The 21666-nt window shown below is 65.8% G+C and carries 18 protein-coding genes, 1 other RNA gene and 5 pseudogenes; 13 read left to right on the forward strand and 11 right to left on the reverse strand.

The features are described from left to right. Nucleotides 1–43: 43 nt before the first annotated feature. Together ACQ754_RS03670 and recN are read left to right on the forward strand one after the other, a co-directional pair. On the forward strand, nt 44–925 hold the full coding sequence (locus ACQ754_RS03670) for an NAD(+) kinase (protein ID WP_440995631.1): 882 nt from the start codon (nt 44–46) through the stop codon (nt 923–925). A 53-nt stretch (nt 926–978) separates the two neighbouring features. Beyond that, nucleotides 979–2664 (forward strand): DNA repair protein RecN, encoded by a 1686-nt coding sequence (recN, locus tag ACQ754_RS03675; RefSeq protein WP_440995632.1) that lies wholly within the window; start codon nt 979–981, stop codon nt 2662–2664. A gap of 13 nt (nt 2665–2677) precedes the next feature. Here the strand turns inward: recN and fur are convergent, their stop codons facing one another. Then, nucleotides 2678–3094: a ferric iron uptake transcriptional regulator gene (fur, locus tag ACQ754_RS03680; protein WP_440995633.1), complete on the reverse strand. Its 417-nt coding sequence runs from the start codon at nt 3092–3094 to the stop codon at nt 2678–2680. An 88-nt stretch (nt 3095–3182) separates the two neighbouring features. Here fur and ACQ754_RS03685 point away from each other — a divergent pair, with 88 nt between their 5' ends. Next, a complete protein-coding gene (locus ACQ754_RS03685; protein WP_440995634.1) occupies nt 3183–3542 on the forward strand; it encodes an outer membrane protein assembly factor BamE in 360 nt (119 codons plus the stop codon). Between the two features lies 1 nt (nt 3543). Here the strand turns inward: ACQ754_RS03685 and ACQ754_RS03690 are convergent, their stop codons facing one another. Genes ACQ754_RS03690 through ACQ754_RS03700 form a run of 3 tightly spaced genes read right to left on the reverse strand, consistent with a single transcriptional unit; the run spans nt 3544 to nt 5629 of the window. Then, complete coding sequence (locus ACQ754_RS03690; RefSeq protein WP_440995635.1) at nt 3544–3843, reverse strand: RnfH family protein; 300 nt, start codon at nt 3841–3843, stop codon at nt 3544–3546. Continuing rightward, a complete protein-coding gene (locus ACQ754_RS03695; RefSeq protein WP_440995636.1) occupies nt 3836–4267 on the reverse strand; it encodes a type II toxin-antitoxin system RatA family toxin in 432 nt (143 codons plus the stop codon). Before ACQ754_RS03695 ends, ACQ754_RS03690 begins: the two co-directional genes overlap by 8 nt. Before the next feature lie 12 nt (nt 4268–4279). Further along, the gene (locus tag ACQ754_RS03700) at nt 4280–5629 is read right to left on the reverse strand and encodes a sodium-dependent transporter (RefSeq protein WP_440995637.1); all 1350 of its coding nucleotides are present in this window, start codon (nt 5627–5629) and stop codon (nt 4280–4282) included. Nucleotides 5630–5726: 97 nt separating this feature from the next. On the opposite strand from ACQ754_RS03700, the gene smpB reads away from it, so the two are divergent. The 7 genes and pseudogenes from smpB to ACQ754_RS03735 all read left to right on the forward strand — a co-directional run bounded on the left by smpB (nt 5727) and on the right by ACQ754_RS03735 (nt 10520). Next, nucleotides 5727–6224: an SsrA-binding protein SmpB gene (smpB, locus tag ACQ754_RS03705; protein ID WP_440995638.1), complete on the forward strand. Its 498-nt coding sequence runs from the start codon at nt 5727–5729 to the stop codon at nt 6222–6224. 74 nt (nt 6225–6298) lie between these two features. Then, nucleotides 6299–6657, forward strand: a transfer-messenger RNA (tmRNA) gene (ssrA, locus tag ACQ754_RS03710). Between the two features lie 193 nt (nt 6658–6850). Further along, a complete protein-coding gene (locus ACQ754_RS03715; RefSeq protein ID WP_440995639.1) occupies nt 6851–8032 on the forward strand; it encodes a tyrosine-type recombinase/integrase in 1182 nt (393 codons plus the stop codon). 576 nt (nt 8033–8608) lie between these two features. Beyond that, nucleotides 8609–9102, forward strand: a pseudogene (locus ACQ754_RS03720) (IS21 family transposase); the annotation flags it as partial. A gap of 141 nt (nt 9103–9243) precedes the next feature. Then, a pseudogene (locus ACQ754_RS03725) lies at nt 9244–9437 on the forward strand (IS21 family transposase); the annotation flags it as partial. An 8-nt stretch (nt 9438–9445) separates the two neighbouring features. Then, nucleotides 9446–9601: pseudogene (locus tag ACQ754_RS03730) on the forward strand (ATP-binding protein); the annotation flags it as partial. A 439-nt stretch (nt 9602–10040) separates the two neighbouring features. Continuing rightward, on the forward strand, nt 10041–10520 hold the full coding sequence (locus ACQ754_RS03735) for a helix-turn-helix domain-containing protein (RefSeq protein ID WP_440995640.1): 480 nt from the start codon (nt 10041–10043) through the stop codon (nt 10518–10520). A gap of 756 nt (nt 10521–11276) precedes the next feature. On the opposite strand, the gene ACQ754_RS03740 is transcribed toward ACQ754_RS03735, so the two are convergent. Further along, nucleotides 11277–11792 (reverse strand): hypothetical protein, encoded by a 516-nt coding sequence (locus ACQ754_RS03740; RefSeq protein ID WP_440995641.1) that lies wholly within the window; start codon nt 11790–11792, stop codon nt 11277–11279. A gap of 1447 nt (nt 11793–13239) precedes the next feature. On the opposite strand from ACQ754_RS03740, the gene ACQ754_RS03745 reads away from it, so the two are divergent. Next, nucleotides 13240–13410, forward strand: coding sequence for a helix-turn-helix transcriptional regulator (locus ACQ754_RS03745; RefSeq protein ID WP_440995662.1), 171 nt, complete (start codon nt 13240–13242; stop codon nt 13408–13410). A gap of 177 nt (nt 13411–13587) precedes the next feature. Here the strand turns inward: ACQ754_RS03745 and ACQ754_RS03750 are convergent. Then, a pseudogene (locus ACQ754_RS03750) lies at nt 13588–13881 on the reverse strand (transposase); the annotation flags it as partial. Nucleotides 13882–13968: 87 nt separating this feature from the next. Beyond that, nucleotides 13969–14526, reverse strand: a pseudogene (locus ACQ754_RS03755) (IS3 family transposase); the annotation flags it as partial. Nucleotides 14527–14600: 74 nt separating this feature from the next. Here ACQ754_RS03755 and istB point away from each other — a divergent pair. Beyond that, the gene (gene istB, locus ACQ754_RS03760) at nt 14601–15356 is read left to right on the forward strand and encodes an IS21-like element helper ATPase IstB (RefSeq protein WP_440995642.1); all 756 of its coding nucleotides are present in this window, start codon (nt 14601–14603) and stop codon (nt 15354–15356) included. 316 nt (nt 15357–15672) lie between these two features. On the opposite strand, the gene ACQ754_RS03765 is transcribed toward istB, so the two are convergent. From ACQ754_RS03765 to ACQ754_RS03780, 4 genes are all read right to left on the reverse strand, one after another. Continuing rightward, a complete protein-coding gene (locus ACQ754_RS03765) occupies nt 15673–16056 on the reverse strand; it encodes a type II toxin-antitoxin system Phd/YefM family antitoxin (protein WP_440995643.1) in 384 nt (127 codons plus the stop codon). A 346-nt stretch (nt 16057–16402) separates the two neighbouring features. Further along, nucleotides 16403–17641, reverse strand: a complete 1239-nt coding sequence (locus tag ACQ754_RS03770; RefSeq protein WP_440995644.1) for a type II toxin-antitoxin system HipA family toxin — start codon at nt 17639–17641, stop codon at nt 16403–16405. Further along, nucleotides 17638–17940, reverse strand: a complete 303-nt coding sequence (locus ACQ754_RS03775; protein ID WP_440995645.1) for a helix-turn-helix domain-containing protein — start codon at nt 17938–17940, stop codon at nt 17638–17640. Before ACQ754_RS03775 ends, ACQ754_RS03770 begins: the two co-directional genes overlap by 4 nt. A gap of 447 nt (nt 17941–18387) precedes the next feature. Further along, entirely contained in the window at nt 18388–19161 is a 774-nt protein-coding gene (locus tag ACQ754_RS03780; RefSeq protein WP_440995646.1) for a YdcF family protein, read from the reverse strand. Nucleotides 19162–19252: 91 nt separating this feature from the next. Between ACQ754_RS03780 and ACQ754_RS03785 the strand changes: the two genes are divergently transcribed. Further along, the gene (locus tag ACQ754_RS03785) at nt 19253–20329 is read left to right on the forward strand and encodes an ERCC4 domain-containing protein (RefSeq protein ID WP_440995647.1); all 1077 of its coding nucleotides are present in this window, start codon (nt 19253–19255) and stop codon (nt 20327–20329) included. Nucleotides 20330–21666: the final 1337 nt, after the last annotated feature.

Genomic DNA, 21666 nt, shown 5'->3' on the forward strand with positions numbered 1-21666 from the left:
GCGAAAATGCTACCGTCGCGCAACCCGACGCAGCGGATCGGCCATGCAGCAATTCCAGACAATCGGGATCGCGGGCAAGCCCGACGAGCCCGGCGTCACCGAGACCATCGGCCGCCTCATCCCTCACCTCCACGCCACCGGCCGGGCCGTCCTGCTCGACGCGCAGACGGTACCGGAGGCGGTAGGGCACGGCTGTGACCGCCTCCTCCCGGAACGCCTCGCCGAACGCATCGAGCTGCTCATCGCCGTCGGCGGTGACGGCACCCTGCTCGGCGCCGCCCGCAACGTCGCCGGCGCCGAGGTCCCCATACTCGGGGTCAACCGCGGCCGGCTGGGTTTTCTGGTGGATGTCTCCCCGGACGACTTTGACGCCATCGACAAGGTCCTGGACGGCGACTACACCGCCGATGACCGGATGCTGCTGGCCGCGGAACTCCGCGACACACGCGGACAGGTGCTCGACCACGGCATCGCGCTCAACGACGTGGTCCTGCACAAGTGGCACACCGCGCGGATGATCGAGTTCGAGACCTGGATCGACGGGCAACTATGCAACCACTACCGCTCGGACGGGCTCATCGTGTGCACCCCCACGGGCTCCACCGCCTACGCCATGTCCGGGGGCGGCCCGATCATCCACCCGGATGTGGCCGCGATGGCACTGGTGCCCATCTGCCCGCATACGCTGTCGAACCGTCCGCTGGTCATCAACGCCGGCTCGGAGATCGAGATCCGGATCCCACCCCAGCAGATGGCGCAGATCCGGGTGAGCTGCGACAGCCAGAAGAACCTCGAGCCCGTTGCCGGGGCGCGGGTGCGCATCCGCCGTCACACCGCCCCGATCCACCTGGTCCACCCGCCGGGCTATCAGTACTACGATCTCCTCCGGGCGAAGCTGCGCTGGGGTGACGGCCAGCCGGTTTGATGTACCCTGTGGGCCGGGGCGGCGACACGCGCCGGCAACTACACGGGAGGCCCATGCTGCGGCATATCCACATCCGTGACTTCGCCATCGTCGACCGCGTGGACATCGACTTCGACGCCCGCATGACCGCGCTCACCGGCGAGACCGGGGCCGGCAAGTCCATCCTGCTGGACGCCCTGGGGCTGTGCCTGGGTGACCGCGCCGAGGCCGGCCTGATCCCCGAGGGCGCCGAACGAGCCGAGATCAACGCGCAGTTCGACATCGCCGATAACCCCGCGGCCCGGCAATGGCTGGCCGAGCAGGATATGGAGGCGGATGATGAATGCGTGCTCCGACGCGTGCTCCACCGCAACGGCCGCTCCCAGGCCTGGCTCAACGGACGGCCGGTGGCACTGCAACAGCTCGACGCCCTGGGCCGACATCTGGTGGACATCCACGGGCAGCACGCCCACCAGTCGCTGATGCGCCGGGAGATCCAGCGCCAGATGCTCGACGAGTTCGGTGGGTATGGTCAGACCCTGGAAGCGGTACGCACCGCCTTTACGCGATGGCAGCAGCTACAGGCGGAAAAGCGCCGGCTCGAGGGCGGCGACCACGCCTATCAGGACCGACTGGATCTGCTTCGCTTCCAGGTCCAAGAGCTCGCCGCGGTGGAGATGGGTGCCGAGGAGATCCTCGCGCTGGATGCCGAGCAGCGTCGTCTCGCCACCGCCGGCACGCGCATCGAGACCTGCCAGGCCGCTCTGGCGGGCCTCTATGAGGATGAGGACGCGGTTCAGGGCCGCCTAAGCGGCATCCTCAGACTGCTCGACGGCATCAGCGATGCCGACGACGACAGCCTCGCCGGCGCCCGGGAGCTCCTCCACAACGCCCTGGCGCAGATCGAGGAGGGGGCACAGGAGCTCCGTCACCACCTGGAAGGCCTGGACATCGACCCCGAGCGTCTGGAATGGGTGGAAGAGCGCATCGCCACCTTGAATGACCTCGCCCGCAAGCATCGCGTGCGCCCCGAGGAACTGCCGGAGCGGCTGGAGGCCCTGCGCGGCGAGCTGGAGACCCTGGAGAATGCCGAGGCGCGGCTCGCCGAGCTCGACGGCGAGATCCACGATGCCCGGGAGGCCTACGCCAACGCCGCGGCGCAGCTCTCGCGGGAGCGGGCGGCCAGCGCGCAGGCCCTGGCCGGGCGAGTCAACGAGCTGATCGCGGAGCTCGGTATGGCCAACGCCGAGCTGCGTATCGAAGTCGGCCACGACCCGGACGGGCGCCCGACCGCCCACGGCCTAGACGACATCGGCTTTCAGGTACGCACCAACCCGGACCAGCCCTTCGGGCCGTTGCAGCGGGTGGCGTCCGGGGGGGAACTCTCGCGTATCGGGCTGGCGCTGGCGGTGGCCACCGCCGATATCAGCCGCATGCCCACCCTGATCTTCGACGAGGCCGACACCGGCCTTGGCGGCGCGGTGGCCGAGGTAGTGGGCCGTAAGCTCCGCGAGCTCGGCGCCCACACCCAGGTCCTGTGCATCACCCACCTGCCCCAGGTGGCGGCTCAGGCGCACCATCAGATCCGCGTGCACAAGCGTGCCGGCGAGCATCGTACCCACACCGAGATCAGCGCGCTGACCCCCCAGGAGCGCACCGAGGAGATCGCACGCATGCTCGGCGGCGTGGAGATCACCGACAACACCCTCAACCATGCCCGGGAGATGCTCGAGCGCGCCGAAGGCGCCCCCGCAGGGTAGCGCGCGCCGACCCCTATTCCGCGTTACGGCAGCGCGCGCAGCGCCCGTACAATATCAGCGAGTGGTCGGTCAGCTCGAAGTCATGCTCGGCGGCGACACGCTGCTGGCGCTCCTCGATGACCTCGTCGACGAACTCCTGGATTCTGCCGCACTCCACGCACACCATATGGTCGTGGTGGCTGCCCTCATAGAGCTCGAAGACCGCCTGATTACCCTCGAAGTTATGGCGCTCGACGATGCCGGCGGCCTCGAACTGGGTAAGCACGCGGTAGACCGTGGCCAAGCCGATATCCGCGCCGGCATTCATCAGGTGCCGGTACACATCCTCGGCGGAGAGATGGGCATCGCGGTTGTTCTCAAGGATCTCGAGGATCTTCATCCGTGGCAGGGTCACCTTGAGGCCGGCCTTTCGCAGGTCTTTGGACTCCAAAACCCCTCCCGAAGCGCTCGTGTCAATGTCCGCGCCGCTACGTTATGATGCGGCCACGCTACTGCAGTGAAAACAGGAACAGTAATCAGTGCGTTCTCTGCCCCTAGTATACATCAGTGCCCTGCTGCTGGGCGGCTGCAGCGTCAACAACCTGCCCTTCATCTACCAGCCCGACCTGCAGCAGGGGACACTCATCGAGGAATCCGCCGTGGCACAGCTGCGCCCGGGGATGAGTCGCGAGCAGGTGCGCTTCCTACTCGGCAGCCCGAGCATCGACGATCCCTTCGAGGAAAGGCGCTGGGACTATGTCTACTACTACGTGCCCCGCGGTGACGACTTCTTCGAGGCGGGCGAGCGGCGGCTGACGCTGCACTTCGGTGACGGCGGCCTGGAGGCGGCGGAAGGCGACTTCGTCGACCCCAGCCACCCGCTTTACCAAGAGGGATGAGCTAACCGGTGCGGGCGCGCTGTCGACGCATCTCCTTAGGGTCGACCTTCAGCGGTCGGTAGATCTCCACCCGGTCGCCGTCGGCAAGCACCCGCTGCGGCGACACCGGCTGGGAAAAGACCCCGATGCCCTGGCGGTCGAGATCGATCTCGGGGAAGCGCTCCAACACTCCGGAGGCCTGGACGGCCTCGATGGCGGTGGTGCCTCGGGGAACCCTCAACGCCAGCAGCGCCTGCCGATCGGGACGGGCGTAGGCGACTTCCACCCGAATGCGATCGTCGCCGTTCGATCCCTCAGCCATAGACGTCCCGGGCACGCTGCACGAAGGACTCCACCAGGGTGTTCGCCACCTGGGTGAATACCCGGCCGAAGGCCATGGCGAGCAGCCGGGAAGCGAACTCGAATTCCAGGTCCAGCGAGACCCGGCTGGCCTGCTCATCGAGCGGATGGAACTGCCAGTAGCCATGCAGGTGGCGGAAAGGCCCCTCCACCAGGCCGAGCTCGATCATCTTGCCGTGCTGCAGGCGATTGCGGGTGGTGAAGGATTTTTCGAAGCCGCCCTTGGCGAAGATGAGGGTGGCCTTGACCGTATCCTCATCCCGGTACAGCTCCCGGCTTTCCCTCACCCATGGCAGGAACTCCTGGTAGGCGTTCACATCGTCTACCAACTCGAACATCGCCTGTGCGGAGTACGGCACCATCGCCGAGCGCGAAACGGTGGGCATAACCCTCCCCATCTACATCAGCCACCGGAAACCGCTGCGCACGCCAATGGCGAGCAGCGCAAGCGGCGCGACAAACCTTATCAAAAAACGCCATAGCCTCGCCGCGCGCCCGCGCATCAATGACAGCCGCACGGTATCCGAAGAGATCACCCAGCCCGCGAACACGGAGACACCCAGCCCCACCGCCGGCAGCAGCCAGGTGGTCACCAACACATTGAGGGCCTCGAATAGGCCACCCTCCACCAGTGGGATGCGCCAGTGTCGTAACAGTCCGAACGACAGTAACGGCACCAGCCCCAGCAGCCAGGTGACCACACCGACCGCTGCCGCCGCGGCGGGCCGATCGCGCCGCGGCGAGGCCGAGAGCCAGGCCACGGCGGGCTCCATCAGCGCGCACAGCGAGGTCCAGGCGGCCAGGGTCAGCGCGGCGAAAAACAGCACCCCGAGATAGCGACCGCCCTCCATCGCCCCGAATACCTGGGGGATGCTCTGAAAGGCCACACCGGCGCCGCCGCTGCCCGGGATTCCCCCCTCGAAGACCGCCGGCAGTACTGCCAGGCCGGCGAGCAACGCGAACAGCGTGTCCAGTGCCACTGTGGCCACGGCTGCACCGGCTATTCCACGACCGACATGGGCGCCGAAGGCCAGCATCACGCCGGTGCCGAGGCTAAGCGAGAAAAACGCATGGCCGAGCGCGACAAGGAACGCCTCCCAGGTCACCGCCCCCCAGTCCGGGATGAAAAGGAAAGCAGTGGCCGCGGGAAATCCTGGTCCATTCCACTGCGCTACCACCAGCACGATCAACAGTACCGCGAGCAGGGGGACGAACCAGCGCGCGGCCACCTCCAGGCCATGCCGCACACCGCGGGCGACTACGAGAATGCCCGAGCCGAGGAACAGGGTGTACCAGGCGAGCAGCGCCTCGCTGTCCTCGACCAGGGAACGAAACAACCGTGCGGCAGCCAGGCTGTCCAGGGCATCGAAGGCGCCACCAGCGGCGCGGAAGATATAGGCCAACGACCATCCGCCGACGATGCCGTAGACGGGCACCAGCAATACCCCGGCCACCACGGCGGCGAGACCAAGGCCACCCCAGGCAGGCGAATGGCCCTCACGCACCGCCACCCGGGCGAGACCACGTACCGGCTCGCCGCCAGCGAAACGCCCTATGGCCAGCTCCGCAAGCAGGAGAGGCAAGCCGAGACCCACCAGAGACAGCACATACAGGCCGAGAAACACGCTCCCGCCGTGCTCCCCCACCAGCCACGGGAAGCGCCAGATATTGCCCAGGCCCACCGTGGCCCCGGCCAACAGCAGGCTCAGGCCGAGCACCGTCGGGCGGGCCGGGCCGTGACCATCCATGCGTGCCTGTATCCTCTCTCGGCTCGGCGACCGCGCCATTGTCAGCGCTCCCCGCGGGGCCGGCAAGCGTTGGCGCAGCCGCCGGCGAAACCGTAGAATGCACGCCGTGAGCAAGAAAGCAGGCAAGAAAAAGGCTACGGGCGCCGATAACGTCATTGCGGTCAACCGCAAGGCGCGGCACGAGTTCTTCATCGAGGAGACTTTCGAGGCCGGGATTGCCTTGGAGGGCTGGGAGGTGAAGAGCCTCCGCGATGGGCGGGCCAACCTTACCGAGGGCTACGTGGTGCTGAAGAACGGGGAGGCGTGGCTGATCGGGGCCAACTTCCCCCCGCTGCAGACCGCGTCCACCCACGTGAACCCGGACCCCATCCGTACGCGAAAGCTTCTGCTCCACCGCCGGGAGATCGACCGGCTGATCGGCGCCACCGAACAGAAAGGCTACACGGTGGTGCCGCTGGACTTGCATTGGAAGCGCGGCGTCGCCAAATTGACCGTTGGCCTCGCCAAGGGCAAGAAACAGCACGACAAGCGCGCGGACAAGAAGGATCGCGACTGGCAACGTGACCGCGCGCGGTTGCTCAAGCACAAGGTCTGACAGTCGGGGAACGCAAAGATCGTGCTGGCGGGGAACTCCCGCATCCCATAGACTGTCATAAGAAACAGTATCCAGGGGGCGACATGGCTTCGACGCGGGTCGCGAAACCCCAGGTGCATGCCGAGGACGTCACTCAACCTCGTTAAACATGTGGCAGCAAAGATAGTTGCCAACGACGACAACTACGCCCTCGCGGCCTAAATAGCCGTGAGCGGTCGGCATCCGGTCTCCCGTGGCCGATGTACCGACCGGCATATTACACGGGATAGCCCCTCGGACGGCCCGGATCCGAGGCGCGAAACCTAACGGGCTCGCTAGCTGATCGCCCTGTCCGTCGGGCGACAGCCGGCTAAACAAAATAGACGGATCTAAGCATGTAGACCCTGGGGCGGAGGTCCTGCGGACGCGGGTTCGATTCCCGCCGCCTCCACCAAATTCCCTTCCGACGGCATTCAAAACCTTCCTTGGTCGCCTCACAACCCCGCGTATCGCGGGGTTTTTTGTTACATTCTCTTCTATCGCGTTCCAGAAGAAGCCGTGCGAAGGCGTGGGTAACAGCATGGGTACCCCCTGCTACCCGCAAAGCGGTTACCCACATTGCCAGCGCGGACCTGCTAGCAGGAGGGATGATGCCGCTGACTGCCACCCAGATCCGAAACGCCATACCGGGTGACCGGACGTACAGGCTGACCGACGAGAAGGGACTGACGCTGCTGGTGACGCCGCAGGGGGCAAAGTGGTGGCGCCTCCGGTACCGCTTTGCCGGTAAGGAGCGGATGCTCTCCCTCGGCACCTACCCGGAGGTCAGCTTGAAACGCGCCCGGCAGAAGCGAGACGAGGCACGCGCACTGCTCGCCGATGGCGTAGACCCCAGTGCAAGCCGCAAGGCGGCGCGCGCGGCCCAGGTGGAGGCGATGGCAAACACCTTCGAGGCCTTGGCGCGCGAATGGTACCAAACGAAGCACTCGCTGGAAGTCGTTCCAGCGCATGCCGAACGTAACCTGCGCCGCCTAGAGCAGTACGTGTTCCCCACCCTATCCCGAACCCCGGTCCGCGAGATCAATGCACCGGAAGTACTGGAGACCCTTCGCCGTATCGTCCGCCAAGGGAAGCTGGAGACGGCCCATCGGGTCAAGGCACTGATCGGCCAGGTAATGCGCTACGGCATCGCCACCGGCCGCGCTGACCGTGATCCCACCCCCGATCTACGCGACGCCCTGCCGCCATCGCGCCCCACCCACCACGCCGCTTTAGTCAAACCCGAGGACGTCGCGCCCCTGCTACGCGCTATAGAAGACTACGGTGGACAGCCGGCAACCCGCGCAGCGTTGAAGCTCGCCCCCCTACTGATCGTCCGGCCGGGCGAATTGCGCAAGGCACGGTGGGCGGACTTCGATCTGGACCGGGCCGAGTGGGTGACTACTGCCAAGGGGCGCGTCCCACTGGTGGTCCCGCTGTCGAGCCAAGCACGAGATATTCTAGGCGAACTAAATCCCCTAACCGGCCGAGGAATCTACGTCTTCCCCAGTGTCCGTGGTAGGGGCCGGCCTATGAGCAACAACACGATGAATGCTGCCCTCAAGCGCATGGGCTACGGAGACGATATGACAGGGCATGGCTTCCGGGCGATGGCACGCACGATACTGGTCGAGCGTCTCGGCTACCCCGTTGAGGTCGTCGAAATGCAGCTAGGGCACCGCGTCCGCGATGTCCATGGCCGTGCGTACAACCGAACCGAATGGCTCGGGAACCGCCGTGAGATGATGCAGGCATGGGCCGACTATCTCGACAGACTTCGTGACCAATAGCAGCCTATCTGTCTGTATTTTCATGACAGGGGTGTGGACAAACTCTCTACCCGCGTCGCGGGAATCGCGGCGGCGATAGCCAAGCATCCGGCGACTTCCTCTTCCGCACTTCCCCCCCCCTTGGACCCTACCGGGAACCCACTTCGACCCGCTTGAGCGTCTGTGCCGGGCGGTGGTTGACAAAGATATTGGCTCACCACAACGGGGGAACCGAAAATGATGGTTCCCACATGGGAACCGACCGCGACTCTCCGGATGGAAAACACAGAGATTTGGGCAAGCCGCTGGAGCTATGTGTGCGCGCCCACAGATGTGCATGGACTGCTCTCACCCGGGGTAAGGGTTCCCACGTGGGAACCCCCACAACTGGCGGCAGACCCCGGGGCTTCCGTCGGCCTGGTGCTCGACAATGCCGGCGTACCCCTGATGCGCAGGGCGCCCGGGCATGCGTATTCCGGACGAAGCCGGCCACCCCCGCTGAGGGGGGAGCGTTGCCCGGCGCGGGATGATCACAGCGGTAAGCTGCTTCCTTTTGACCGACTGAGGACGGGGCAGATGCCGGCAACGAGGTTGTCCATGCGTAAGATCAAAGAGGTTCTCCGACTGACCCTCGAGCGCGGCCTAAGCCGCCGGCAGGTCGCGCAGAGTGCCGCGGTGGGGAGGGCCACCGTGGCGGAGTATCTACGCCGCCTCGAGGCGGCGGGGTTGCAGTGGCCGGCGGCCGCGGCGCTAGTGGAGGCGACGCTGCAGCGGGCGCTGTTCCCGCCCTGGCCACCGCACCCGGCGGCGATGACAGCGGCGCTGCCGGACTGGGCCCACGTCCACCGGGAGCTGCTTCGCAAGGACGTGACGCTGATGCTGCTGTGGCAGGAGTACAAGGCCGCGCACCCGCAGGGCTTTCAGTACAGCTGGTTTTGTGAGCGCTATCGCGCCTGGGCGCAGCGCTCCGACGTCGTCATGCGCCAGACGCACCGCGCCGGCGAGAAGCTATTCGTGGGGACTTCGCCGGCGAGACGGTGCCGGTGGTAGACCGGCACACCGGCGAGGAGCGCCCGGCGCAGATCTGCGTATTCCGGTGAACGTGACCGCGGATTCCGGCGCCAGAGCCAAAATCGGGTCACGCTCCGGCCGGAATCGCCGGTCACGATGCGCCGGAATCAGCGGTCACGATCAATCGGAATGGGCGGTCACGATGGGCCGGAATACGCAAGATCTTCGTCGCCGTGCTGGGGGCGGCGACCTACACCTACGCGGAGGCCACCTGGACGCAGCGCCCGCCCGAGTGAATCGGCTCGCATGTGCGCGCCTTCGCCTGCTTCGGCGCGGTCCCGAGCTCCTGGTCCCGGACAATCTCAAGGCAGGCGTGCACAAGGCGCACCGCTACGAGCCCGAGCTCAACCCTACCTAAGCGGCATGCACCAGGCGGTCACCGAGCAGAGCCCCCTGCCCGATATCGAAGAGCTCAGCTTCGAGGAGCGCCTCGGGCTGCTGGTCGACCGTAAGCTCACCGCCCGCGACGACCGCCGGCTGCAGGCCCGGCTGCGCAAAACCAAGCTCAGACACCGCGCCGCGAATCGGTCACGGACAGCGGAGTCCGCAATCACGTTCACCGGAATACGCACGGGGTGCTCACTGTACGAGAGGAAGTCCAATTACCCACCTTTGTGGCCACCGATCCCAGCGGCGGCAGGCCGTGCGGATGAGGACGTTTCCGCAGCGTGTTCATCGGGTGAATCATCCGCCGTTTGCCCCGCTCCAGCCTGGGCGTCACCACCGCCATCCTTGCCCCCGGTTGCATTGCCATCGCCCGCGGAATCGTCATGCGAGGATGCGGCGGTCTGCCTCGTCGACGTGTTGGCGTTCGCACTGGTGCCGGAACCCTTCTATTTATCCGACACTCGCCCCTCGCTGAGAGGTGAAGGGTAGGCTGCGCAAGGGGCCGAAATCACCGAAGTCCGCTCGGACAGAATTTCTGCAGATCGGTCCTGAGACACCTGGCTACAAACTGGTGCAGATACTGTTCACCAAAGCTGTCGAGCGCGGGGTGACCATCACCGAGCTTGCCGAGGAGATCGATGTTGGCACCAGCACGCTCTCACACCTGCGCACGGGCCGGCGCCAGGCCAATCATCTGGACAGCTCGATCATCGAGCGAATCGCCACATGGCTGGAGCTGCCGAAGCTCGCTGTCATGATCCTCGCCGACCAGGTGACGATGGCAGACTTCTACGTGCCAGGCCGCACCCGGTTGGATCAGATCGACGAGAACATCACACAAGCGATCCAGTACATCCGTGGTGACGAGGAGTGGCGAGGCTTCATCCCGCGTGATGTCGACGAGTGGCGGCGCGAGGACCAAGTGTTCGTGATCTGGTGTTATGAGCAGGCCACCGGGACCAAGCTCATCCGTGGTGATGTGAGCTACCCGGATCTGCTCGAGACCATGCGCCAGTATCGCGAGGAGCATCCAGCCGAATCCAAGGACTAACCCAATACACAGACCCGGGGAATCACCAGGGGAAGGACCCGCGCCACCGACCGCACCTGGAGGGGCGCCGCTCACCGCGGCGGACCGCCCCTCCCCGGGGGCGCGACAATAGGCCGGACGCGAAGGGGTGCTTCCCCTGATTTTATTCTCTAAGCCGGAGACGGGAGCAATTTCATTCTCGTCCTCCCCCTCCACCCGGCCAACGCCCCTGTCGGGGCGGGCCGGGTTCCGGACACACCCTGCTCCACCTATCCCCTCTCGCTGTTGCACGCGGTAGCGGCCGCGTTACCGGGGGTTCATCGTGCTCTCCTGCGCGCCTCTGATCGGCCTCTTATCGGTTGCCTTCCGACAAGCCAGTGGCCCATCGACGAACGCGCAATCGAGACGATGATTGATGAGGATGCTGTACCTAGTTACTCGAGGCCGGATGGTGTTCATGTCCCCCGGTTGAGCAAACCGATCAAGGTCCGATTTTCCTCCGGCCGCATCGGGCTGACGCCCGCTGAACGGCCGTCGGCCCGGCACCGTGGGTGGCTGCGTTCCCGCGCACGCGCACGCGGGTGCGGGCGCACGTGGGGGCGCGCGATCGCGCGCGCGAGGCTTTCGGATGCACTCTCATTGCAATCTTTCTACTGCTATTGACGCCACTAAGCGGCACGCACCATCCCCTTCGATAGCCATCGGCGCCCGACCGGCCCGGAGTGCACCCGTGAGGGTGTTCGCTCCGGGCATGGGGGGACACGCCGGTTCCCCGGTTCATGCGTCATCGTCTCCGCTGTCGTCCTGGCGGCTGTGGATCGCATACGACGTATCGAGGTTCGCCACGCACGTGTGCAGTTCCCGCAGTCGCCGAATGACCGTCTCCCGTCGCTGGATGATCCGGGTTGCCTCACGGATGTACTCGCGTGCCGACTCCGGCACTTCCTTCGCACGTGCTGCATGACTCGGATACCGCGGGCGTGTCGCATACCATGTCGGCTCCTTGCCCTTCTTCGACGACGCCTGGTTGATCCATCGTTGCCATCGCGGATGGGGGCAGCCGATGCATCCGGGGCCGCACGCCTGAAGCTCCAACAAGACCGCGCCGTGACGCTTCGGCTGCTCGTCGCGAATGTGCTCACGCAGCAGGATCAATCGCTCGTTGGTGGCCTGCAGATGCTCGAGCAATCGCTCACTGCGTTGCCGCGCGGTGCGCAGTGCCTGCTCACTCATCTCCCGGGCCCTTGCGATCGCCTCCTCACGCGTCTGCTTGCTGCGCAGGTGCTTCACCATTCACTCCTTCACCCATCACCGCGGTTGCCGCCTGTTCTCGAGGCCGCACGCGCGTGCCCGCGCGTGAACGGCCTCCCGGTAGGGGGATGCGGCACCGCCGTCGCCGATTCGCTGGCGCCACGCGCAGCCGCCACCGACCCACCGACACCCCGATACCGACAAGCCACCGACCTGCCCCCTCCCCCGTGCAACGCCCTGCGGGCCCTCGGCCGGCACGGGGGTGTGCTGACGGCGCCCCGCCCACCACCTTCTGGTTGTGTCTGCACTATCACCGCTTGCCTTCGGCGAAACGTGCCAACACGAATCCAGCGGATGCCTCTGCCCCGCCTAGCGACTGTGCCTTCTCCCTCCTTCCCTCTCCCCGATTGGCATGCCCGCTAAACGCCGGTATACCTTCCCTCTGAGGTGGTGCCTGCCTGCCCGTGAAGGCTTCCGCAGATGGGCGGATCGGGGGAGACCGACGCGGCGTTCAACGGACGCAACGCGCCGGCGTTGGGGCGTTATGCCCTCGATGACTTCTTCGGTGGGTATCTCTCCAGGAGTGCGCGCATGCATCGAAGGTGCCCATGATCTCGTTGCGGAGCTCCACGCCGTGGGTCCGTGCCGCAGGGATGCGTTCCGCGAACGTCGGCATCCGTTTCGTCGGCGGGGTTCCGTGTCCTTGGCGCCCTCCAGGAACCCCTTGCAGACCTCGTAGTCGGTATCCCCCCCTCTGGCAGTTGCCAGTCCCTGAACTCGGCGATCTTCATGTCCGCTGAACGCATCCTCCCGGTTGCCCGATTTCTCGCAGGTGCATCCGCCATGGCGTCCACAACCTCCTCGATGTGATGGGTGATCATCCGGGCCTGCTCGGCGACGAAGGCGTCCCGGCCGCGTCGCGGCGAGGTCTCCAAGCTTCGCCAGAATATGCGCAACGAGCGCTGAGCCTCGCTGTGTTGCACGAATTTGCTCTTTTCCTCCCTTGCCTTGTCTCTCCAGAAAATTTCTCGTGAGGAGCGTCTCCTCCGTGAACGGCTTGGGCGCGCGGGTCCGCGCACTGGTGCGCTCCACCTGCTCGATCGGCAGTGGTTTCGCGGTCTCGGGCCGCGCTAGCGCGGGCTTCTCGCTCTCGCCGGCGGCGGTGGCCCACCAGCCGGGCTGGCGCAGGCGCCGATGCCGGGCGGCAAGGCGCGCGACGGGCCGTCCCCACGGGGGGGTGCGTATGCCGCAGTGCGCTCCCTGAGCACGCCCCTATGCCCACCTAGCCGGTTGTCACGCCCGTCCTACCCCACTGTAGACATCGCGCTGAACGGGGATGATATTCCTACCCGCACCGGTGTCTCCCATGTAAATATCCTTCTAAATCAGATACTTAACTATTGACCGCCACATCACTAAGGAGATACTGTGATTGCATATGCATATACCGGCAACGGGAGACTACGACGATATGCCTGACGTAGACCAGATGTTGCGCCGCCGAGAAGTGGAGCAAATAACCGGGTTAAGCCGATCCAGCTTGTATGCCCTGATTGCCACCGGCCGGTTCCCGCCGCCATATCGCTTGTCCGCTCGAGCCGTCGCATGGCGGCTAAGCGAGGTAACGGAGTGGATCGATCAACTGCCGTCTAATCAGTGATGGGGGAGTTATCGGCTCAAAGAGAAAACCGCCGGCTGAGCCCCGGCACCTGGGGTCGGGTAGGCCGGACGATTACTCGCTCCGGCCCCCCACAGATCCGGACGTGCGCGATTGACGGGCAGTGCCCCGTCAACTGTGTAAAAGGCCTTCGTTGACCACCGCGGGTTTCTCCTCGGTTCAGGCTGCCTGCTCGTCGAGCTGGGCCAGGGCCTGTTCCGGGTCGAGCTCGGCAGCGCTGACCCGCTGCAGGCTGTCCAGACTCATGTAGCGCCGCCCTGTGGCCCACTCCTCGCTCTGCTCGGTGAGCACGGCCCCGACCAGGCGGGTGACCGCCTCGTCGTTGGGGAAGATGCCCACGACATTGCTCCGGCGCTTGATCTCCTTGTTCACCCGCTTGAGCGGATTGGTGGAGCTGATCTTCGACCACACCGCCGCCGGGTAGGCCATGTGCGCGAGCACGTCGTCTTCGGCCTCGTGGACTTGCCCCGAGTCAGTGGACAGGTAGCCGTTTGTGCCTTTCATGGTAACGGGCCTCGAACTCTCGAGGGGAGTGGTAGCCCAGCGCCGAGTGCCGAGTGCCGAGTGCCGACGGTAACGGTTATACCAGCCCTCGATGAACTCGAAGATCACCCGTTGGGCGTGTTGCCGGCTGCCCAGGGGCTGGCGATCGATGAGCTCGCACTCCAGCGTCGCGAAGAAGCTCTCCGCCATCGAGTTGTCGTAGCAGTCCCCGACCGAGCCCATCGACACCGCTACGCCAGCGCGCTCACATCGGTGCAGGAACGCCCGCGCACTGTATTGGCATCCCTGGTCGCTATGGTGAATCACCCGCGTGGGGCGGCGGTTGTGAAGGGCCATCTCCAGGGCACCGAGGACGAGCTCCGTGCGCAGATGAGCGGCCATCGACCAGCCCACTACCGCGCGGGAGAACACGTCCAGGATCACTGCGAGGTAGAGAAAGCCCCCGGCAGTGGGCACGTGGGTGATGTCGGCGACGTAGAGCCGATCCGGGGCTTCGGCGCTGAAGACACGCTGCACGCGATCCGGCGCCGGACGGCGATGGCGAGCGCGCTGTGTGGTGCCCACGCGGAAGCGCCGCCGGCACGCTCCGCGCAGTCCGAGTCCGTGGCCTTACCCGAGACCCACGACAACATCCGTGGCCCGGCCTACTACCACTGAAGGACACCACCATGCTCAACCATCCCACTCTCGAGAAGCTCCATGCCCTCAAGCTCACCGGCATGGCCGCCGCTCTGGCGGACCAGTCGGCCACCCCCGACATCACTGATCTGAGCTTCGAGGAACGCCTCGGGCTACTGGTCGACCGGGAGATGACCGACCGGGAGAACCGGCGCATGAGCAGCCGGTTGCGCCGCGCCAAGCTGCGCCACAACGCCATGCTCGAAGACCTGGACTACCGCAACCCACGCGGCCTGGACAAAGGGCTGATCCAGGCACTGGCAAGCTGCCAATGGGTGAAGGAGCACCTGAATGTACTGATCACCGGCCCCACCGGGGTAGGCAAGACCTGGCTCGCCTGTGCTCTGGCGCACAAGGCCTGCCGGGAGGGCCACACCGCGCAGTACGTGCGCCTGACCCGGCTGCTACGGGAGCTAGTGATCGCCAAAGGCGATGGCCAGTACGCCAAGCTGCTGAGCAACCTCGCCAAAGTGGACGTGCTCATCCTGGATGACTGGGGACTGATGAAGCTCAGTGCCGAGAACCGGCGGGACTTGCTGGAGGTGCTCGAAGACCGCCACGGCCGCCGGTCCACCATCGCCACCAGTCAACTTCCCATCGAGGAATGGCACGGCGTCATCGGTGACCCCACCCTGGCAGATGCCATCCTCGACCGCCTCGTCCACAACGCCTACAAGATCACCCTCAAGGGTGAATCCATGCGAAAACGCCACGCCAAGTTGACGGGCACTGCGGCATCGGAGTAAGAAGAGAAACCCCGCGTCGCTATGCTCCGACGGGTGGCAGCTTTGCTCCGGTCCGGGTGGCAGCCTTCACGTGGAATCGGTGGCAACCTTCAGCGGTTTACGTAACCTATGGTTTTCATCGCCCGTCGTCTTGCAAACGGGGGAGTCCATAGTGGGCCGTATTCGACGACAATAACTCTGGCCCGTACCTTCTCCTCCCGGCCGCTCGTTCCCCAGGGCTTCCCGACAGCGGATCCCCGGTCGCGGCCTCTCGCGCCGGCGGTGGGTGCCGTACCGTTCCGCCCAGCGCCAGGGCAGACGGATCGCGACGAACGCATCATCCACCACCGGCATCCGGCCCTCTCTGTTGGTTGTGGTGCGCATCCGCGCGCTCGGCTTCGCGCTCGGCACGCATCGTGGCCAGCAGCTCGCGGGTGCTCGCGATCTCCGCGAAGGCCTCGTCGAGCGCGGCCTGGGTTTGCTCATGGCGGTGGCGGAGCTCGCGGACGAGCCGGTCCAGCTCCTGCGCCTCCACGCTCCGGTCACCGAGTGTCCTTTGCAGCCACAACTCGTAAGGCACCAGCACCGCCATGTTGCGGTGGTGCTTCGAGATCACATACCCAGCACCGGCATCCACATTGTCGAGCAACGTGCCGAGACGGATTCGCGCCTCGTAGGCGCCGATCTCGTACATCTTCAACTCGCTGGTTTGTTTCGACATGTTCGGCTCTCCGGTAGTCGAACGACCAGAAGACGGGCCGAGACGCCCCCGGATGACGGCCCGCAGCAGTAGAGTCCCCAGGAGTGTGTAACTCGGCAGCCGGGAGGGTTGCCGGGTCGGGCTGCTATGCACATAGTAGGCCCGCGCCCGGTCGTGCGGGGCCCTTCGGCTGCCGTGTGCCCCATCTCCCGGGTCAGCTCTTCGAGGGACTCACCCTGCAGAAGGCGCAGCACGACCTCCTGCTTGCGCTTGGCCGTCCACCGCTTCACTTCCATCATCGCTACCTCCTCGGACTACGCCTCTTCCTACCAAAGGGGTGTCCAAGGGACAAAGGGGGCTCACCAAATCAGGACTGTTCACTCAGCCTTCGCAGGCGTGCATCGATGTCATTGCCGAAACGATCGATATCCCTACCGGGAACATGATTCTCGGCAAAGGTGTCCCGCCATTGGCTTACTGCGTTCACGACTTCGCGGACGATGGACCGGGCCCGCCTTGTGGAGATGCCGAAGCCGCGGGCGGTGTCGAGCAGTGCCGGAAGGTCCGGCGTGCCTGGGGTGTTTGCGAAGGAAAGCACGTGTGCCAGGTTACCCGCGGTGTTCGGTGTGAGGTCATAGGCAGGCGTGAGGTGCCAGCCCGTCTCGGTGTGAAAGAGGGAGAAGTTCTTCAGGTGGTCGTCGGTGTTGCCGATCGCTGCATTGAAGACCGCCTGCCGGTACAGTGCCGGCAGATCCGTGCTCGGGGTGGCGCTGTGCCGGCGCAAGGGATCGGCAAGGTCGGCGTAGGCGAGTGCATACCAGCCTTCCGTGTAGCCGAGGAGTGTCTGGAAGCTGATCATGTGATAACGCCCTCCCTCGGGGGAGAGATCGAAGCGCTCGATAAGCAACGCCAGCTCGCCATCGATTTCCTTCAGGAAACTGGCGGGCGCTGTGAGTCGGGCCTGTCGAGCCAGCGAAAGTGTAGCTGCCTCCAGCGGCACCAGCGCATAGCGGTCCCCGGGCGCTGCAAACTTCGCGATGAACTCGGTTTCCCCGTCGCGGACCAAGGCTTTTGGTCGCGCGCCCCCGAGTGAGGACCCCGCGCGGAACAACAATGCAAGCGCCGCGTCCTCGTCCAGATCGGGGATGTCGCGTTGGTCCAGACGCCGGGTTGCCGCCATGAGTTCGCCGAGACGGCGTATCGGTACGCCGCCCTGGGCAGCAGGCGGCGGTTGTGAGTCAGTGGTAAAACGAAGCGCACCAAGGCCGCGGGATCCCAACAGCGCAAGGAGCTGAGGTGGTCGGGCACTGCCGGGACCGAGTCGGTGCCGGCGTGTGAGCAGGCGTTGTCCCCATGCATCAGGGAGAGCGTCGCGGAATGCTCCGTGCAGCCCGGAACGTGGGTCGTCGGCAGGCACGGGGCTTGTCATCTCGAGGGGCAAGTGCGCCGGGTCGAGGGCGAATGCGCCCGGGTGTCTCAAGTACTCGCCCTTGTATCGGAACTCGCCCTGGAGCCGGCCCCGGCGGTCGGGATCGGCCACCACGATCTCGCCGGCCGGCACCAGCGAGTTGTCGGGGAGTCTCAGCCAGGCATGAAGGTGGATCACCGGCGTCGTCCTTTTTTCCCATCATCGACGTGGTCAAACAACGACCCCCGCCGTTGAAGCCAACCATCCGCTTCGTCCAGCCTCCCAAGAAGGCGTAGTGCGCGGATCCAGTAACCGATGGGGACGCTCGGCTCGCCTTTTTCGAGGCGACGGTAGGTGGGTTCACTCACCCCAATACGGGCAGCAAACTCCCGTTGTGTCTCTCTGTGTCGGTCACCGAAAGCGCGCCGGGCCGCTCTCAAGCGGATTCCCAGGCTCCTCAGCACGGCCTCTTCTTCATCCGTAAACGAAAGCATCATTTCGACTTTGCTTCATTGCGCAGTGCTAACAAAATAATACTTTCGTTACGTAGGGAAGTCATCACTGCAGAGGCGATCGGTGGCAGGGCTATGAGTAATCCCTCTGCGACGGCGCGCAGCGCACCGATCTAAACGGTGGGCGTTGAACCCGGAGATGATCCCGCTCCCGGGCCGTGCATGTCGGCTGCCGCGTTCGGATTGAGCCGACTGACGGCGGCGACATCCGCATCGCTCGGGCACACCGCAGGCGCGGGAGACGTGGTAGGACATCGCCCGAAGCGCGCTGCCCCCGCCTGCTCCCGGGCCTCGGTCTCGTCATCGGCAGCGGCGGCCGCGAGGTGCTCACGCACGTACTCCCCGAACCACGCCATGGCGTCCGCGGCGGCCGGGATCAGGCCGGGCTCGAGACGGGCACCGTCGATCTCGAGCGTGCGCTCCCGCCGGGTTCTAGCCTGCCCAGCCCCGCCACCGGTATGCCCACAACCCCAGATACTCCTTGATGGCCGCGGAGCTGTCCGCCAGTGCCTCGGCATCGGGAAGCCAGCGCAGGAGATGCGGCGGCTCGGGCATGACCTCGTAGTCGGTGGGGGCCGGGATCACCTCCACGTCTTCCGCGCGGAAGCTCGCCGCCGCCCGGGGCATATGCATGGCCGAGGTCACCAACAGCACGCGGTGGATTCCCGAGGCATCCAGCAGTCTTGCAGTGAATAGCGCATTCTCCCGGGTGCTACGGCTCTGCCGCTCGCGGGTAACCCGGTCTGCCGGGACGCCGAGGTCGCCGAGGAAGGCCTCCATGGCACCGGCCTCACTGCCCCGCGGGCCGCGCCAGCCCTGGGCACCACCGGATACGATGACCCGGCCCGCCTTGCCGGCCTGGTAGATCCGCGCGGCGTGCCAGACACGGTCGGAGGCACTGCCAAGATCGGGATAGGGCCACCCAGGAGGCCCGGCCTCCACACCACCGCCGAGCACCACCACCGCCTCCGCGGCCGGAAGCTCCTCGATCGGCAGGTTGGGATAGCGCGACTCCAGCGCCCCGCGCACGGTATCCCCCACCACTGGCAGCGACCAGCCCGCCACCCAACCAACGGCGAACAATAATGCCAGGGCCGCGCCCCCACGTCTGCCGACTACCAGCAAAAGCAGTCCCAGTAGGGCCAGGCAAGTGGAGAGGCCCAGCGGGTAGGCCAGTTGGGCCAGGATCTTATCGAGGTATAACATCAACCCCCCCATGGAGGAGTCCGGGCTACAGGTGGATCTTTGCGCACGAAGCATACATCCTCTGACGCGGTTCCAGTCTGGTAGATGATCGATGACCACGCTCTGGCGCGTTGAGGCAGTCGACGACGAGCGGTTCCCCTACCGCATCACCCTGACCCAGGACGGGGAGGTCACCCTCGCACTGCGGGCGAAGGACCGCTGGCCGGGCCCCGGGGGCAATGTCTTCTGCCTGCGTGAGCGCGAACCGCCGGATCGCGACAGTGCCTGCGAGCTCCTCGAGGAAGTGCCCGTGGTCTCGGTCGACCGTCTCGGCCGCCGCCTGGCACTGACCCTGGACCGCCCGAGGCGCCGGCGCTGTGACTTCCTGTTTCTCGTTCGCCAGTACAAGAACCGCCCTGGCGAGTACGAGCAGATCTTCTTCCGCACACAGAGCGCGGCGCGGGCGAGCAAGAGTCGCGGACGCACACAGCTGTTCGGTGATCGCACCCTGGAGATCCTCATCGACTCCGGCGAGCGCTATCCCTGGCGCTTTAGCGGGGCGAATATCCACCGGGAGGCACTGCCGAGCGGCGATTATGCGCTCTACGAGCATGGCCAGATCCAGGCGGTGGTCGAGCGCAAGACCTTCGCCAACCTGCTCAGTGATATAGGCCAGATCCGCATCCTCCACCAGCAGCTCGCGGAGCTGGCGAGCTACCCACACCCGGCGCTGGTCATCGAGGCACCCTACGGCCATCTGTTGGATCCGAAGCGGGTCGCGCCCTGGCCCGCCGCCCACGTGGCCCGGGCTGTCGCGGAGATCAGCGCCATGCATTCGGCGTTGCCGGTGATCTACGCCAGCAACCGCAAGCAGGCGAATGAGTGGTGCCATGGGTTCTTCCGCGCCGTGAGCGCCCGGCTGGCGGATGCCGCGCCGGAGACCGTCGCGGCGGTGCGTAGCCGGCACGATGCGGGTAGGGGCGTACATAGCAGCGCCGGCAGTCAGCTCGCGATCCGTCGGGAGGTGCTCGAGGAACTGCCCGCGCGCTTTACGATGACCATGCTCCGACAGCGCTTCCCCGATTTGCCGGTGCAACGCCTGCGTGCGGCGCTGCACCGCCTTCGCGAGGAGGGGGTGATCCGGCGCGAGGGGCATGGCCGGGGGAGCGAGTGGGTCCGCGAGGCCTGACCCGTCGAGCACACCGAGCACCGCGGTGGTGGCCGCGGCAGCCGGCGTCGCCTTTCAGAGGGGTGCTGGCTGCACAGTCGGGCAGCCACGCCATGGAGATCCACATCTTGCTTGCTGTGACCGCGATTGGCATCAGGGCAACGACCGCGCTGGTCCGGTGTTGGGACCGCAAGCAGCGGGAGCGCGAGCAGCGTCGGCACCGAGCTCAACTCGGCATTGTCTTCCCCATTGACCCTACCACGTGGAGGTGCGGAACTGGCGTGATGTTGCCACGTGGCAAAATTGAAGATAACCATCTGATTAATAAGATAAAAAAGGCAAACTATATAGGGCTATTTTTGCGGGAAAGTCGAGCCCAAGGCCAAGGCAAGGGCCGCCCTCCGGCGCACTGTCGAATGAAACCGAGGACGAGGGGTTACCACAACCACGCTTCAGCCAGCAGGGCTGTGCCCCTCCCGGTGGTGGACCAGGCCGGCCACCGGCCGCGACGCGGCCCTGCTGGCTGGAGTTTGGGTTCCCGCGCCGACTGGTGACGCAAGCGGCAACGGCATCCCTCATTGGATTGGCTTTCGAGGGGGTTGCTCGGCGGCCTACCCCCAACTGCCCCGCCACTCATGGACCGCCCCGGCATCCACGGCACGGTCTCGGGTCGCGGACTCCATGGCGTCGATCGTGGCCCGCCAACGCTGTGGGTCGCGCGCACGGTGCTCCACAACTTCTAACTCGTACCAGTACGCGATACGTACTACGTTCCATTTGGTACGGTTCTGATTGGGACGCTGCAGTTTCACGCGCGAAACTGCACCGGGAGTCGGTTCAGCCCCGCGGGTGCGGGGAACGCGCGTCGGTGATGTCGTTGTGCAGCATCGCCGACGGTTCAGCCCCGCGAGTGCTGCGGGGAACGCTGCAGTTTCACGCGCGAAACTGCACCGGGAGTCGGTTCAGCCCCGCGGGTGCGGGGAACGCGCTGACGGCGTAGACCCGAATTGCGCCCTGGCCGGTTCAGCCCCGCGAGTGCGGGGAACGCTGCAGTTTCACGCGTGAAACTGCACCGGGAGTCGGTTCAGCCCCGCGGGTGCGGGGAACGCGCTGACGGCGTAGACCCCAATTGCGCCCTGGCCGGTTCAGCCCCGCGCGTGCGGGGAACGCTGCAGTTTCACGCGTGAAACTGCACCGGGAGTCGGTTCAGCTCCGCGGGTGCGGGGAACGCTCGCGCAGGCGGTGGCCGATAAATCCCGACACCGGTTCAGCCCCGCGGGTGGCCTACCCCCAACTGCCCCGCCACTCATGGACCGCCCCGGCATCCACGGCACGGTCTCGGGTCGCGGACTCCATGG

It is taken from the genome of Arhodomonas sp. SL1, assembly GCF_052060015.1.
Lineage (GTDB): Bacteria > Pseudomonadota > Gammaproteobacteria > Nitrococcales > Nitrococcaceae > Arhodomonas.